This window comes from Streptomyces sp. NPDC003393 (assembly GCF_053589015.1).
The window spans coordinates 1-14,558 of record NZ_JBSFRB010000078.1 but is presented as its reverse complement, the minus strand read 5'-3'; the positions used below and the strand labels follow the sequence as shown (position 1 = coordinate 14,558).

Annotated in this window: 12 protein-coding genes, 1 rRNA gene and 1 riboswitch; of the genes, 1 reads left to right on the top strand and 12 read right to left on the bottom strand. The window is 69.8% G+C overall.

All coding sequences use genetic code 11. The features are described 5' to 3' along the window. Positions 1–153 precede the first annotated feature (153 nt). Complete coding sequence (gcvP, locus tag ACWDUZ_RS37865; protein WP_451636371.1) at positions 154–3,039, bottom strand: aminomethyl-transferring glycine dehydrogenase; 2,886 nt, start codon at positions 3,037–3,039, stop codon at positions 154–156. Between the two features lie 176 nt (positions 3,040–3,215). After that, a riboswitch (glycine riboswitch) is annotated at positions 3,216–3,310 on the bottom strand. Positions 3,311–3,423: 113 nt separating this feature from the next. Between gcvP and ACWDUZ_RS37860 the strand changes: the two genes are divergently transcribed. Next, positions 3,424–3,801, top strand: coding sequence for a PRC-barrel domain-containing protein (locus tag ACWDUZ_RS37860; protein WP_451636370.1), 378 nt, complete (start codon positions 3,424–3,426; stop codon positions 3,799–3,801). A 25-nt stretch (positions 3,802–3,826) separates the two neighbouring features. On the opposite strand, the gene ACWDUZ_RS37855 is transcribed toward ACWDUZ_RS37860, so the two are convergent. From ACWDUZ_RS37855 to rrf, 11 genes are all read right to left on the bottom strand, one after another. Beyond that, positions 3,827–5,425, bottom strand: coding sequence for a DNA polymerase IV (locus ACWDUZ_RS37855; protein ID WP_451636369.1), 1,599 nt, complete (start codon positions 5,423–5,425; stop codon positions 3,827–3,829). Positions 5,426–5,541: 116 nt separating this feature from the next. Continuing rightward, a complete protein-coding gene (locus ACWDUZ_RS37850) occupies positions 5,542–6,225 on the bottom strand; it encodes a MerR family transcriptional regulator (protein ID WP_451636368.1) in 684 nt (227 codons plus the stop codon). Between the two features lie 257 nt (positions 6,226–6,482). Beyond that, complete coding sequence (locus ACWDUZ_RS37845; RefSeq protein ID WP_004934251.1) at positions 6,483–6,956, bottom strand: bifunctional nuclease family protein; 474 nt, start codon at positions 6,954–6,956, stop codon at positions 6,483–6,485. A gap of 98 nt (positions 6,957–7,054) precedes the next feature. Continuing rightward, positions 7,055–7,792: a transcriptional regulator FtsR gene (ftsR, locus tag ACWDUZ_RS37840; protein WP_451636367.1), complete on the bottom strand. Its 738-nt coding sequence runs from the start codon at positions 7,790–7,792 to the stop codon at positions 7,055–7,057. A gap of 40 nt (positions 7,793–7,832) precedes the next feature. Then, positions 7,833–8,714, bottom strand: a complete 882-nt coding sequence (locus tag ACWDUZ_RS37835; protein ID WP_451636366.1) for an FHA domain-containing protein — start codon at positions 8,712–8,714, stop codon at positions 7,833–7,835. A 130-nt stretch (positions 8,715–8,844) separates the two neighbouring features. Further along, positions 8,845–9,738, bottom strand: a complete 894-nt coding sequence (locus ACWDUZ_RS37830) for a DUF881 domain-containing protein (RefSeq protein ID WP_451636365.1) — start codon at positions 9,736–9,738, stop codon at positions 8,845–8,847. 5 nt (positions 9,739–9,743) lie between these two features. After that, complete coding sequence (locus ACWDUZ_RS37825) at positions 9,744–10,076, bottom strand: small basic family protein (protein WP_006134295.1); 333 nt, start codon at positions 10,074–10,076, stop codon at positions 9,744–9,746. Further along, a complete protein-coding gene (locus ACWDUZ_RS37820; RefSeq protein ID WP_451636364.1) occupies positions 10,073–10,981 on the bottom strand; it encodes a DUF881 domain-containing protein in 909 nt (302 codons plus the stop codon). The genes ACWDUZ_RS37825 and ACWDUZ_RS37820 overlap by 4 nt, the downstream gene beginning before the upstream one ends. Positions 10,982–11,137: 156 nt before the next feature. Beyond that, positions 11,138–13,633 carry a sugar phosphate nucleotidyltransferase gene (locus ACWDUZ_RS37815; RefSeq protein ID WP_451636363.1) on the bottom strand — a complete coding sequence of 832 codons (2,496 nt, stop codon included), beginning with the start codon at positions 13,631–13,633 and terminating at the stop codon, positions 11,138–11,140. Between the two features lie 119 nt (positions 13,634–13,752). Beyond that, positions 13,753–14,361 (bottom strand): CDP-alcohol phosphatidyltransferase family protein, encoded by a 609-nt coding sequence (locus ACWDUZ_RS37810; RefSeq protein WP_451636362.1) that lies wholly within the window; start codon positions 14,359–14,361, stop codon positions 13,753–13,755. A 109-nt stretch (positions 14,362–14,470) separates the two neighbouring features. Beyond that, positions 14,471–14,558 (bottom strand): 5S ribosomal RNA (rrf, locus tag ACWDUZ_RS37805); the annotation flags it as partial.

Below are 14,558 nucleotides of genomic sequence, written 5' to 3'. Positions count from 1 at the left end.
CGCCTACCCGGCCTGACTGGACCGCCCCCGGCCCGACGCCACTCGACGGCCCCCCACCACCACAGGGGGCCCCGGCCCGGCCCAAAGACCGGGCAGGGGCCCCATGTGCTTGTTCCGGCGGCTCCGACAGGCGTCCGGGTGGCTCTGCGCCGCTCAGTCCGCGTAGGCGTCCAGCGGCGGGCAGGAGCAGACCAGGTTGCGGTCGCCGAAGGCCTGGTCGATCCGGCGCACCGGCGGCCAGTACTTGTCCGCCGCCGAGACGCCGGCCGGGAAGAGCGCCTCCTCACGGCTGTAGGCGTGCTTCCACTCCCCGCCGAGCGCGGCCGCGGTGTGCGGGGCGCCACGCAGCGGGTTGTCCTCCGCGGGCCACTCGCCGGAGCCCACCTTCTCGATCTCCGCCCGGATCGCGATCATCGCGTCGCAGAAGCGGTCCAGCTCGGCCAGGTCCTCCGACTCGGTCGGCTCGATCATCAGCGTGCCGGCCACCGGGAACGACATCGTCGGCGCGTGGAAGCCGTAGTCGATCAGCCGCTTGGCCACGTCGTCCACGCTCACACCGGTCGTCTTGGTCAGCGGCCGCAGGTCGATGATGCACTCGTGCGCGACGAGGCCGCCGGGACCGGTGTAGAGCACCGGGTAGTGCGGCTCCAGGCGCTTGGCGACGTAGTTGGCGCTGAGGACCGCGACCTGCGTGGCGCGCTTGAGGCCCTCCCCGCCCATCAGCCGGACGTACGCCCAGGAGATCGGCAGGATGCCCGCCGAGCCCCAGGGGGCGGCCGAGATCGGACCGACGCCCGTCTCCGGCCCGGCCTCGGGCTGCATCGGGTGGTTGGGCAGGTACGGGGCCAGGTGGGAGCGTACGGCGACCGGGCCGACGCCGGGACCGCCGCCGCCGTGCGGGATGCAGAACGTCTTGTGCAGGTTCAGGTGGGAGACGTCGCCGCCGAAGTGGCCCGGCTTGGCGAGCCCGACCAGGGCGTTGAGGTTCGCGCCGTCGACGTAGACCTGGCCGCCGGCGTCGTGCACCCGGGCGCAGATGTCGGCGACGTGCTCCTCGAACACACCGTGCGTCGACGGGTAGGTGATCATCAGCACGGCCAGCTGGTCGCGGTGCTGCTCGATCTTCGCCCGCAGGTCCTCGACGTCGATCTCGCCGTCCTCGGCCGTCTTCACGACGACGACCTTCATGCCGGCCATCACGGCGCTGGCGGCGTTGGTGCCGTGCGCGGAGGACGGGATGAGGCAGACGGTGCGCTGGCCGTCGCCGTTGGCACGGTGGTAGCCGCGGACGGCGAGCAGGCCGGCGAGCTCACCCTGCGAGCCGGCGTTGGGCTGGAGCGAGACCTTGTCGTAGCCGGTGACCTCGGCGAGCCGGTCCTCCAGCTCGTGGATGAGGGTGAGGTAGCCCTGCGCCTGCTCGGCGGGCGCGAAGGGGTGCAGCCCACCGAACTCGGGCCAGGTGACCGGCTCCATCTCCGTGGTCGCGTTGAGCTTCATGGTGCAGGAGCCCAGCGGGATCATGCCGCGGTCGAGCGCGTAGTCGCGGTCGGCCAGCCTGCGCAGGTAGCGCAGCATCGCGGTCTCGGAGCGGTGCTGGTGGAAGACGGGATGGGTGAGGTAGGCGTCGGTGCGCAGCAGGGCCTCGGGCAGGGTGTCCTCGGCGGCGGCGTCCAGGGCGTCGATGCGGGCCTCGACGCCGAAGGCGGACCACACGGCGCGCAGTTGAGCGCGGTCGGTGGTCTCGTCGCAGGCGATCGAGACGTGGTCGGCGTCCACAAGGCGCAGGTTCACGCCGGCCTCGCGGGCGGCGGCGACGACCTCGGCGGCCCGGCCCTCGGCCTTGACGGTGAGCGTGTCGAAGTAGGCGCCGTGGACGACCTCGGCGCCGCCCGCCTTCAGGCCCGCGGCGAGGATCGTGGCGTAGCGGTGGGTGCGCTGCGCGATGCCCTTCAGCCCCTCGGGGCCGTGGTAGACGGCGTACATGCCGGCCATGACGGCGAGCAGCACCTGGGCGGTGCAGATGTTGCTGGTGGCCTTCTCGCGGCGGATGTGCTGCTCACGGGTCTGCAGGGCCAGGCGGTAGGCCTTGTTGCCGTCCGCGTCCACGGAGACGCCGACCAGGCGGCCGGGCAGGCTGCGGGCGAACTTCTCGTGCACCGCCATGTAGCCGGCGTGCGGGCCGCCGAAGCCCATCGGCACGCCGAAGCGCTGGGTGGTGCCGACGGCGATGTCCGCGCCCAGCTCGCCGGGGGACTTCAGCAGGGTCAGGGCGAGCAGGTCGGCGGCGACGGTGACCAGCGCGCCGAGTTCGTGGGCCTGGTCGATCACCGGCTTGAGGTCGCGTACGGCGCCGGAGGCCCCCGGGTACTGCAGGAGCACGCCGTTGATCTCGCGCCCGGCGATCTCGGCGGGGATGCCCTCACCGAGGTCCGCGACCACGACCTCGACACCGGTCGGCTCGGCGCGGGTCTTGATCACGGCGATGGTCTGGGGCAGCGCGTCCGCGTCGACCAGGAACAGGCCCTTCTTGTTCTTGCCCATGCGCCGGGACAGTGCCATCGCCTCGGCGGCGGCGGTGCCCTCGTCCAGAAGGGAGGCGCCGGAGGTCGGCAGCCCGGTGAGGTCGGCGACCATGGTCTGGAAGTTCAGCAGCGCCTCGAGGCGGCCCTGCGAGATCTCCGGCTGGTACGGGGTGTACGCGGTGTACCAGGCCGGGTTCTCCATGACGTTGCGCAGGATGACGGGCGGGGTGAACGTGCCGTAGTACCCGAGACCGATCATCGAGCCGAGGACCTGGTTGCGGTCGGCGAGGGAGCGCAGCTCCGCCAGTACCTCGGCCTCGGTGCGGGCACCCGGCAGGTCGAGCGCGTCGGCGTTCTTGATCACATCCGGCACCGCGGCGGCGGTGAGCTCGTCGAGCGAGCCGTAACCCACCTGCGCGAGCATCTTGGCCCGCGCCTCCTGATCGGGCCCGATGTGGCGCTGTTCGAAGGGAATGCCCTTTTCGAGCTCGGAGAGCGGAATGCGCTGGGCGGTCATTGCGGAGGCCTCCTGGTCTGACACGACCTTCGAGGGACACCACGGCTCGGGTGCCCCGACGGCCTCCCCCTCTGTCATCTCAACCTGAGAGCTTCACCGGAGCGCCCGAGGGCACCCGGTTTTCACCGTCGGTGAGAGCGGCATCCGTCGACACCCGCTCTGCTTTCCAGAGTGACCTCGTCCGTGCGGTACAGGGGCCTGAGAGATTCCGGGGAGGATTTGCTCCTTCGGCGCCTCCGATGGTGGTGGAGGACTCTCCCGCACGGGGTCAGCAGCCGTTTGCCAGGGTACCAGCGGGCTCCACGGGGCGGGCTCGAGTGGCCGCTCTCCCGATTGTGCTCTTTTGTAGTGCTTACGAATGAGTTGCGACCTAGTGGAGGGACCGTGCAGACCGACATCGATCCGCGCAACCTGATCGGCCGCAAGGCGTTCGACCGGAACGGCACCAAGATCGGCACGGTGGACGAGGTCTACCTCGACGACGCGACCGGGGTGCCGGAGTGGGCCGCCATACGCACCGGCCTGTTCTCCCGGGACGCCTTCGTGCCGCTCGAGCCCAGCGAACTCGTCGGCGGCGAACTGCACGTCCCCTTCGACCGGGCCCTCATCAAGGAGGCCCCCGACTTCGGCGTCGGCCGCCACCTCTCCCCCGAGCAGGAACTGCAGCTCTACCACCACTACGGCCTCGATGTGGCGCCTCCCCCCACCCTTGCGGACCACGACTTCGGCCGACTCGCGGGATCCGGATCCGAGGAAAGCTGAGGGCGAGCGCCGTCCGCCCGGCGCGCTACCCCGGCCAGGGCCCGCCGGCCACCGAGGACGCGCTCCCGGTGTTCTCCGTGCCGCCGGTGGTTTCCGTGCCACCGATCACCGCTTCGGTGCCACCGGTCCCTTCCGCGTCACCGGTCGCTTCCGTGCCACCGGTCGCTTCCGTGCCACCGGTCGCTTCCGTGCCAGCGGTCGCTTCCGTGCCACCGGTCGCTTCCGTATCGCAGGCCGCTTCCGTATCGCAGGCCGCTTCGGCGACGCCGCGGTCTCCGTCGGTGGTGTCCGGTCTTCGCCGCACCAGCGGCAGCGGATCCGCCGCCTCCAGGCCGGGGTCGTCGACACGGAAGGTCCGCACCCGCCCCGGCTCGGAGTCGGGCGTCTCGAAACGGACGGTGACCCGGCCGAGGCCGCTGCCCTGGACCCAGCCGTGCCCGTATGCGGTGTGCCGTACGTCGTGGCCCGCCGGCCAGTGCCGCTCGGCGGGGGCCGGCTGCTCCGGCGCCGATTCGTCCGCGGGTTCCTCCTCGGGGCTGTCCACCCGCGCGCCGGCCGCCTGGGCGAACAGGTCCTCCTGCGTGTAGTCGGCGAGCCCGGACACGCCCACCCCGAGCAGCCGCACCCCGCCCGTGGTGTCCACCGAGTCCAGCAGCCGGGCCGCCGCCTCCCGCACCACCGCCGGATCGTCGGTGGGCCCGCGCAGGGTCTCGGAGCGGGTCAGCGTGGAGAAGTCGTAGCGCCGTACCTTCAGCACGATGGTGCGGCCCGACAGCCCGGCCCCGCGCAGCCTCCGTACGCACCTGTCGGCGAGCCGCTGCACCTCCAGGCCCACCCGCAGCCGGTCGTGGATGTCCACGTCGTAGGTGTCCTCCACCGACACCGACTTGGCCTCGCGCTCGGCGACCACGGGCCGCTCGTCGTGCGCCAGTGCCATGGCGTACAGCGCCTGCCCGTGCGCCTTGCCCAGCAGCCGTACGAGCTCGTCCTCTCCCGCCTCGGCCAGCTCGTCGACCGTGTGGATCCCGGCCCGCCGCAGGTGGTCGCCGGTCGCGGGGCCCACGCCGGGCAGCGTCCGCACCGACATGGGGCCCAGCAGGGCCCGCTCGGTGCCGGGCTCGATGAGAACCAGTCCGTCAGGCTTGGCCTGCTCGGAGGCGATCTTCGCGAGCATCTTGGAGGCGGCCAGTCCCACGGAGCCCGTCAGACCGGTCACGGCACGTATGTCGGCGCGCAGCCGGATCCCGGCCAGCCGGGCGGAATCGGCGTCCCGGGCCACTCCCCCGGCCTCCAGGTCCACGAACGCCTCGTCCAGGCTGAGCGGCTCCACCAGCGGCGACAGCGCCCGCAGCAGCCCCATCACCTGCTCGCTGATGGACCGGTAGAAGCCGAAGCGCGGGACGAGGTACGCGGCGTTCGGAGCCAGCCGCCGCGCCTGGGCCATCGGCATCGCCGAGTGGACACCGAAGACCCGGGCCTCGTACGACGCGGTGGAGACCACCCCACGCGGTCCGAGACCGCCCACGATCACGGCCTTCCCGCGCAGGCTCGGCTTGGACGCCTGCTCCGCCTGGGCGAAGAAGGCATCCATGTCGAGGTGCAGGATCGTCGGCGCGCTTCTCACACCTCCGATGCTGCACCACACCACTGACAACGCCCCGGAAGCCGGGCCCGCCCCGACCTCACGGCCCGGCAACCGGGACAGCACGGCCGAGGTCACCTGCGCAGCGCGTGCGCCGCTCAGACCGCCCGGTTGCGTCGTCGGGCGAGTTCGTCGCCGGGGTTGTGGCCCACCAGCGTCTCGCCGGTGTCGAGGCGCTCGCCGTGCAGCTGGGACAGTGCACCCTCCACGTCACGCCACACCACGCCGACGGCGATGCCGAAGATGCCCTGCCCGCCCTGGAGCAGGGCGTGCACCTCGTCGGGGGAGGTGCATTCGTAGACCGTGGCGCCGTCGCTCATCAGCGTCATGCGCTCCAGGTCACGGAAGCCCCGCTCACGCAGGTGCTGGACGGCCGTACGGATGTTCTGCAACGACACACCGGTGTCGAGGAACCGCTTGACGATCTTCAGGACGACGACGTCACGAAAGCTGTACAGCCGCTGCGTGCCGGAGCCGTGGGCGGGCCGCACACTCGGCTCGACCAGGCCCGTACGCGCCCAGTAGTCCAGTTGGCGGTAGGTGATGCCGGCGGCCGCGCAGGCCGTCGGACCGCGGTAGCCGATCTGCTCGGACGCCATGGACGCCGCCCCCTTGCTGCTCGGCACGACCGTTGGCCGCTGCGGAGCGTGATCGGCCGTGCTGACGTGATGGGCGTAGCCCATGCTCGAGCGGAACCGAGAGCCCGGAGAAGGATACGGACCCCTTCCCCCGACCTCACCAGCGGGGGCGCCCCCAGCCGTACTGTCGCCGCTGCTTCTCACGCCGACCTCCGTCCTCGACCTGCCTCCTCGACGGTAGGCAGTCACCGGGGGTGCGTCAACGATCGCCACACTCGGCACGCCGAGTGATAATCACCCTACGAGTGGTTTTCCGTGCCCCGCCGTGGGGAAAGGCTAGCCGAATGCCCGGCGGGAGCCGCCCGAGCGCTCCCCCAGGCCGGTGGCATATGTCGGCGTTTCACTGCCTTGCGGGTCCCCGGCCCCGCGACCACCGCCGGCCGGCGCCGAGGTCCCGGACCTCACTGGTTGCTGGTGCCGAAGTCCTCCGGGGAGATCTGGTCGAGGAACTCGCGGAACTTCTCCACCTCGTCCTCCTGCTCGTCCGGGATCGCGATGCCCGCGTCGTCGAGCACCGTGTCACTGCCGTAGATCGGCGTGCCGGTGCGCAGCGCCAGCGCTATGGCATCGGACGGACGAGCACTGACCTCGACCCCGCTCGCGAAGACCAGTTCCGCATAGAAGACGCCCTCACGCAGGTCCGTGATGCGCACTTCCGTGAGTTCCTGGCCGACCGCCTCCAGCACGTCCTTGAACAGGTCATGGGTCAGTGGACGCGCGGGCGCCATCCCCTGCTGGGCGAAGGCGATGGCCGTAGCCTCCCCGGGCCCGATCCAGATGGGGAGGTAGCGGTCGCCCCCCACTTCACGCAGGAGCACGATCGGCTGGTTGGAGGGCATTTCGACCCGGACACCTACGACATCGAGCTCGTTCACACAGCAACCCTAGGCCGTGCCCGGGATGTTTGGGTAGTCGGGCCGGAATCGGGAGGCCGATCCGGCCGCCGCGCCGGTACCGGCCCAGGGTGGCGCCTTCAGGGCAGCCGCACTCCGAGCGCGGTCTGCACCAGCGCCGCGTGCAGTCTCACCGTGAGCGCCGCCAGCTCCTTCGTACGGGCCTCGGCATGAGCCCGGGTCTGCGGATTGCGGTGGCGCCGCAGCGGGGCCACCACCTGGTCGATGAGCCCGGCCTCCCGGTCGGCGGCCCCCTTCATCACCCTCAGGTGACGGGGTTCGATCCCGAACCGCCCCAGCTCCCGGACCAGCGACGCGACAGTGACGGCCTCCGCCTCGTAGGCGCCGTCCTCCATCGGAGTGACGAGCCCGTACGACTCCCACTCCTGGAGGACCTCCTCGTCGATCTCCGCGGCGGCGAGCAGGTCCGCCCGGCCGATGCGGGCGGCCGCGGGTGCCTCTGCGGGCGCCGGCGCGGACTCTCCGTCACGCTGCCGGCCGAGCACCGGCAGCTGCACGGCCTCACCGCGCTCCAGGGCGTCCAGGTACTCGCGGATCACCTTCAACGGCAGGTAGTGGTCCCGCTGCAGTCGCAGGACACGGGCGAGGCGCTCGACGTCGTCCGGGCCGAACTTGCGGTACCCCGAGGGGGTACGCCGCGGCTCGACGAGGCCCTCCGACTCCAGGAAGCGGATCTTGGAGATGGTGACCTCGGGGAACTCCTCGCGCAGCACGTTCAGCACGCTGCCGATGCTCATCAGCCCACTGTCCGCGGCGGTGGTGCCGTGCCCGGCACCACCGCTCGGTGTTTGAAGCATGGACCTTCCCTGGGATCTCCCCGGACGAGTCCGGGGAGGGTCAGTAGCCCTGTCGGCTCGAGTAGAAGACCAGCCGGTACTTGCCGATCTGCACCTCGTCGCCGTTGGACAGCGCGACCTCGTCGATGCGCTCCCGGTTGACGTACGTGCCGTTCAGGCTGCCGACATCGGCCACCGTGAACGACCCGTCCGGGGCGCGGCGGAACTCCACGTGGCGGCGCGAGACCGTCACGTCGTCCAGGAAGATGTCGCTCTGCGGATGACGCCCGGCCGTGGTCAGCTCGCCGTCCAGGAGGAAGCGGCTGCCCGAGTTCGGCCCGCGGCGCACCACCAGAAGGGCGGAACCGACCGGCAGCGCGTCGACGGCCGCCTGTGCCTCCGGCGACAGCATCGGCGTCTGGCCCGTGGCCTCGGCGTCGTAGGCCTCCAGACCCGAGATGGAGATCGTGGAGGTCGTCTCCGACGCGCGCTCCGGCACCGCACCCGGCCGCAGCGGCGCACCGCAGTTGGAGCAGAACCGGCTGTTCTCCGCGTTACGGTGACCGCACCTCGTGCAGACCAGGGCCGACATGGACGGATCCTCCTGCCGAGGCTGCCCCGACGGGGCTGGGGACGCGTACGGGTCGGCGGCGAACCCTCCACCCGTACCTGCGGTCGACGGTTGGCCGAAACCTATGCCGCCTGCCTGGGCAGGGTCAACCGACGGCGCGCCCGGTGCGCCGGACATGTCACCCGTCCCCGGGACCTGGTCGCGGAACAGCGGTCGCTGACCTTCCGCGTCGGGCTGTGCGCGATGACGAGCGGTGGCGTTGTCGCCGCCCTCTCGCGCGCTCTTGCCGAACAACTTCGCAAACAACTTCACGGGCGATTCCCCTTGACCGAAACAGACCCGCCCGTGGGGCAGGACGAACCCTGACTGCATACACCGGTCGACCCGGACATCTTCACAACGTCCGTATCCACCAGACAGTTTCCACCACGCACCACCCAATCGGTGCGCCGACCCCCCGCAACCTCATGCCCCTGTCGGACGACCGCCATGCACCCCCGGTTCACTGGGAGGACGACCGAGCGTAGTCAGGCTGCTTCGCCGGTCGCAAGGCGTCCACGACGATCTTGTCCGATCGCTCGACGGTCACGGTGGCCTGCTCCTTCTCCAGGGTCTGCACCACACCCCCGGGGATGTTGAGCGCCGGCTCCAGGTCCTGCGGCTTGCCGATGACCTTGAAACGATAGGGCGCGTTGATCTTGTTCCCGTCGACGTCCACGCTCTTGCCCGAGTCCGTCAGATAGGTGCTCGTCACCACCCGGACATCGTTGACCTGGATGGCCTCCGCACCGGCCGCGCGCAGCTCCTGTATCGCGTCCAGCAGCATGTCCGCCCGGACCGCCCCCTTCGTGTCCTCGATCGTCATCGTGATGCCGGGTCCCTGCGCGGCCACCGTGCCCGCCAGAATGCCGAGTTGCTTCTCCTTCTCGACCGTCTGTCTGCGCGCCTCCTCGGCCTGGTCCGAGCTGTTCTCCAGCTCCTGACGCTGCTTGTCGAGACCCTGCTTCTCGTCCTCAAGACGCTGTGTACGGTCATCGAGTTCATCGAGGATGCGCACAAGATCCTCCTGCCGTGCACCGCGCAGCGCACTGTCGCTGTCGCTGTTGGAGGCGACCTGGACGGCGAGACCGAATCCCAGGCCGAACAGCAGTACCGCGACGACGAGTTGGGCGCGGGTGAAGCGTGGCGGCCACAGGCCCTTGCCGAGCCGCTGACGGCCGGTGAGCTCGGGAGCGGACTGTTCCTCGGCGCCCTCCGCGCCACCCGGAGCCGGCGCCGGCACCTCCGCGGGCAGCTCCTTGCGCAGCCGGTGCTCCCGCTGCTCGTCCCGCTCCTCGCCCTGTCTGCCCCGGTCCGCGCCGGGCTCGTTCTCCGGCAGCTCGTCCTTGTGGTTCATCGGTCTCACGCCCGGAACACGTGCCGCCGGATCGCGGCGGCGTTGGAGAAGATGCGGATGCCGAGGACCACCACGACACCCGTGGACAGCTGGGCGCCCACGCCCAACTTGTCGCCGAGGAACACGATCAGCGCGGCGACGACCACGTTCGACAGGAACGACACCACGAACACCTTGTCGTCGAAGATCCCGTCGAGCATGGCCCGCAGCCCGCCGAAGACGGCGTCCAGCGCCGCGACGACGGCGATCGGCAGATAAGGCTCGACGACCGCCGGAACCTCGGGCCGGACCAACAGGCCGGCCACCACTCCCACGATGAGGCCCAGTACGGCGATCACGATGTGCCCTTCTCAATGCTCGGCTGTGCGGTACGTACGATCACACTCGGTGCGGCGGGCAGCCGGAGGTCGCGCTCCACGGAGATGCTCGTCCGGATGCCGTAGTTGTCCTGGAGCGCCTGCAGGTACAACCCGTCGGGGCTGTCCTGGAACCGGTCACTCAGCCGTTGCCCGTCCCCCACCGCGAGCACCGTGTACGGCGGCACCAGCGGTTTGTTGTCGACCAGTATGGCGTCCCCCGCCGCCCTGATCGCGGACAGGGCGGTCAACCGCTGCCCGTTGACGGAGACCGCCTCGGCCCCCGACTGCCACAGCCCGTTCACCACGCGCTGCATGTCTCGGTCGCGCACTCTGCCCGTGTCGGAGAAACCCGACGTCTCGCGGGGGTTGCCGTCGCCCCCGCCCGTGCCGGCCTCCTTGGCGTCGTCCACGACGAGCTTCACCCCGGGGCCGTGCACCGCGGTGGCGCCCGCCAGGATCCCCACCAGGTCGGCCCGGCTGTTTCCGCCGCTCTCCCTGAGCGCCTGCCGCTGCCGCTCGCTCACGTCGCTCCGCAGTTCGTCGACGTCTCGCTCGAGCTTGTCGGCCGCCGTCGTCTCCTGGTCGATGCGGTCGATCAGTTCCTGGCGTTCCTTGGCGACCGTCGGGGCGGCCACGCGCGCCTGTGCCGCTCCCACGGTCACCACGAGCCCCGCCAGTACCAGACCCACCGCCAGCCCCAGTCGTGCCCGGAGGGTCCTGGGCAGGCCACCCTCACCCGTGGCCCTCTTCCGGGCGGCGGCCTCGGCATAGCCGTCGTCGAGGCTGTGGTCCATGACGTTGGTGATCAACGACATGGACGCGTCCGGACGCGAAGGCCGCGTGGGGGTGCTCCGAACGGGGGGTTGCTGCGGCATGCCGCACATCGTCGCATGCAGGGGCCGAGTCCTCCGAATGGCCCCACCGGCATGCCGGACAGGCCCCCTTGGGGGCACTTGTCCGGCACGCCCGCATACTGTCCGTCTTACTACCGAATGTGGCCATCCGGCCGTGTCGTCCGGCGGCGCGGCCTCGCCGGTCCGCTACCGACCCGCACTGTCCACGACCGCCGACCACTCGTCCAGCAGGGCCTGCGCGGAGGCGTCGTCAGGCCCCTCGGCCCACAGGTGGGTGACCGCCTCGGCCGGGTCGGGCAGCACCATGACCCAGCGGCCGTCGGCCTCCACGACCCGCACACCGTCCGTCGTGTCGACGAAACGCTCCCCCGCGGCCTCGACGACCCGGCGCATCACCAGGCCCTTCACGGCCCACGGCGTGGCAAGGTCCCGCTTGAGGACGTGGGCGCGTGGGATCCGGGCGTCGATCTGGCTGAGCGTCAACTGGGTCCGCGCGACCAGTCCGATCAGCCGTACGAAGGCCGCCGTGCCGTCGTAGACGCTGCTGAACTCCGGGACGATGAACCCGCCCTTGCCGTCACCGCCGAAGATCGTCCCTTCCTCCCCGCCGACCCGTGTCAGGTCGTCGGGCGAGGTGGTCGTCCACTCGACCTGGGTGCCGTGGTACGCGGCCACCTGCTCGGCGATGCGGGTGGTCGTCACCGGCAGTGCGACCCGGCCGCTGCGACGCTCGGCGGCGACCAGGTCGAGCATCACCAGCAGCGCCCGGTCGTCCTCGATGATGCGGCCCTTCTCGTCGACGAGCGACAGCCGCTCGCCGACGGGGTCGAACCGCACCCCGAAGGCAGCCCCGGACGACGCCACGATCTCGCCGAGCCGTACCAGCCCCTTCCGGCGCATGTCCTCGGTCTCCGTCGGCCGGGACTCGTCGAGACCGGGATTGATGGTCAGCGAGTCGACGCCGAGCTTGCCGAGCAGGCTGGGCAGGACAAGGCCGGCGCTGCCGTTCGAGGCGTCCACGACGACCTTGAGACCCGCCTCGCCGATCCCGTTGGTGTCCACGTTGCGCAGGAGCGAGCCGGTGTACGAGTCGAAGACGCTGGACGGGAAGTACAGGTCGCCGATCTCTCCGGGGAACGCGCGCCGGTACTCCTGGCGGGCGAAGACCCGGTCGAGTTTGCGCTGGCCGCCCTGGGACAGATCGGCGCCCTGTCCGTCGAAGAACATGATGTCGACGGAGTCCGGTACCCCGGGAGTGGTCCGGATCATGATGCCCCCGGCGCTGCCGCGTGCGGTCTGCTGTCTGGCCACGGGCAGCGGCACGTTCTCCAGGTCCCGTACGTCGATGGCGCTGGCCTGGAGGGCCGAGATGACCGCCCGTTTGAGCGCACGCGCACCACGGGAGTGGTCACGTGCCGTGGTGACGGTCGAGCCCTTCTTCAACGTCGTCGCGTAGGCGCCGGCGAGCCGCACGGCGAGCTCCGGGGTGATCTCCACGTTCAGGATGCCGGAGACCCCGCGGGCGCCGAACAGGTGCGCCTGTCCCCTGGACTCCCAGATCACCGAGGTGTTGACGAAGGCGCCCGCCTCGATGGTCTTGAAGGGGTACACCCGCACATTGCCCTGAACGATCGATTCTTCACCGATCAGGCACTCGTCACCGATGACCGCGCCGTCCTCGATCCGCGCGGCGCGCATGATGTCGGTGTTCTTGCCGACGACGCACCCACGCAGGTTGCTGTGCTGACCGATGTACACGTTGTCGTGCACGACCGCCTTGTGCAGGAAGGCACCGCTCTTCACGACGACGTTCGAGCCGACCACCGTGTGCTCACGGATCTCGGCGCCGGCCTCCACCTTGGCGTAGTCGCCGATGTAGAGGGGGCCTCGCAGTTCGGCATCGGGATGCACCTCGGCGCCCTCGGCGACCCAGACACCCGGTGAGATCTCGAAGCCGTCCAGCTGGACGTCCACTTTGCCTTCCAGGACGTCCGCCTGCGCCTTGACGTAGCTCTCGTGGGTGCCGACGTCCTCCCAGTAGCCCTCGGCGACATAGCCGTAGATCGGCTTGCCTTCCTTCATCAGCTGGGGGAAGACGTCACCGGACCAGTCGACGGGGACGTCGGCCTCGACGTAGTCGAAGACCTCCGGTTCCATGACGTAGATGCCCGTGTTCACCGTGTCGGAGAAGACCTGGCCCCAGGTCGGCTTCTCGAGAAAACGCTCGACCTTGCCCTCTTCGTCGACGATGGTGATGCCGAATTCCAGCGGATTGGGCACGCGCGTGAGACACACGGTGACCATCGAGCCTTTTTCCTTGTGGAACCGGATCAGGTCCGTGAGGTCGAAGTCGGTCAGCGCATCGCCGGAGATCACCAGGAAGGCATCGTCCTTCAACGCCTCTTCGGCGTTCTTGACGCTTCCGGCGGTACCGAGTGGCTTCTCCTCATTGGCATAGGTGAGCTCCATCCCGAGCTCTTCACCGTCACCGAAGTAGTTCTTGACCAGTGAGGCCAGGAACTGGACTGTGACGACGGTCTCATTGAGACCATGCCTTTTGAGCAGCCTCAGAACGTGTTCCATGATCGGCCGGTTGGCCACCGGCAGGAGCGGCTTGGGCATGCTCGAGGTCATTGGGCGAAGGCGCGTGCCTTCGCCTCCGGCCATCACGACGGCCTTCATGTCGGAAGCGTCCTCCTCCAAGAGACGACGACGATCTAGCCGACTTCACCCATCCTGATTGTCCCGCACTTTTCCGAAGCGGGCCATCGGAACCACTGCGGCTGCCGGAATGGGCGAACTCAGTCGGCCATGGCGTCCGCCCGGACCAGTCGGCGGACCTGCACCACGTAGAGAACTCCTGCCCACCAGTAGAGGGTTGTACCCCATCCGGCGAACGCCCATCCGAAAACGGCGGCGACTGACGGGATCCATCCGCTTCCATCGCTGAGCAGAAGCAACGGGAACGCGTACATCAGGTTGAACGTGGCTGCCTTCCCCAAGAAGTTCACCTGGGGCGGGGGGTAGCCGTGACGCCGGAGTACGCCCACGGCCACCAGCAGCATCAATTCGCGCGCCAGGAGAACCGCGGTCAGCCAGACCGGCAGAATCTCACGCCAGGTCAAGCCGACGAGGGTGGAAAGGACGTAGAGGCGGTCGGCCGCCGGGTCGAGGAGCCGGCCCAGACTGCTGATCTGGTTCCAGCGTCGCGCCAGCTTGCCGTCCAGGTAGTCGCTGACACCACTGAGCGCGAGTACCAGCAGGGCCCACCCGTCGCTCTTGGGCCCTCCGAACTCCGGCCTGAGGATCAACCACAGGAAAAGCGGCACGCCGACGAGGCGCGCCATGCTGAGGATGTTCGGAATGGTGAGGACCCGGTCCGTCTGGACGCGGGTCTCCTGGACCTCCACGCGGGAGCCTCCTGGTCAAACGTAACGACGATGCGTCCTGACCCTACCTCAACGCGAAAAAGCTCTGGCCCCTGGGCTGTGGTGCCCAGGAGCCAGAGCTCCAAGAGTTGTTCGGCGGTGTCCTACTCTCCCACAGGGTCCCCCCTGCAGTACCATCGGCGCTGTAAGGCTTAGCTTCCGGGTTCGAAATGTAACCG

Bases quoted from the DNA above. Each gene is read 5' to 3' on its own strand.
- ACWDUZ_RS37830 (WP_451636365.1), bottom strand. From the start codon at position 9,738: ATGAACCACAAGGACGAGCTGCCGGAGAACGAGCCCGGCGCGGACCGG.
- ACWDUZ_RS37815 (WP_451636363.1), bottom strand. From the start codon at position 13,633: ATGAAGGCCGTCGTGATGGCCGGAGGCGAAGGCACGCGCCTTCGCCCA.
- ftsR (WP_451636367.1), bottom strand. From the start codon at position 7,792: ATGCTTCAAACACCGAGCGGTGGTGCCGGGCACGGCACCACCGCCGCG.
- gcvP (WP_451636371.1), bottom strand. From the start codon at position 3,039: ATGACCGCCCAGCGCATTCCGCTCTCCGAGCTCGAAAAGGGCATTCCC.
- ACWDUZ_RS37835 (WP_451636366.1), bottom strand. From the start codon at position 8,714: ATGCAGTCAGGGTTCGTCCTGCCCCACGGGCGGGTCTGTTTCGGTCAA.
- ACWDUZ_RS37820 (WP_451636364.1), bottom strand. From the start codon at position 10,981: ATGTGCGGCATGCCGCAGCAACCCCCCGTTCGGAGCACCCCCACGCGG.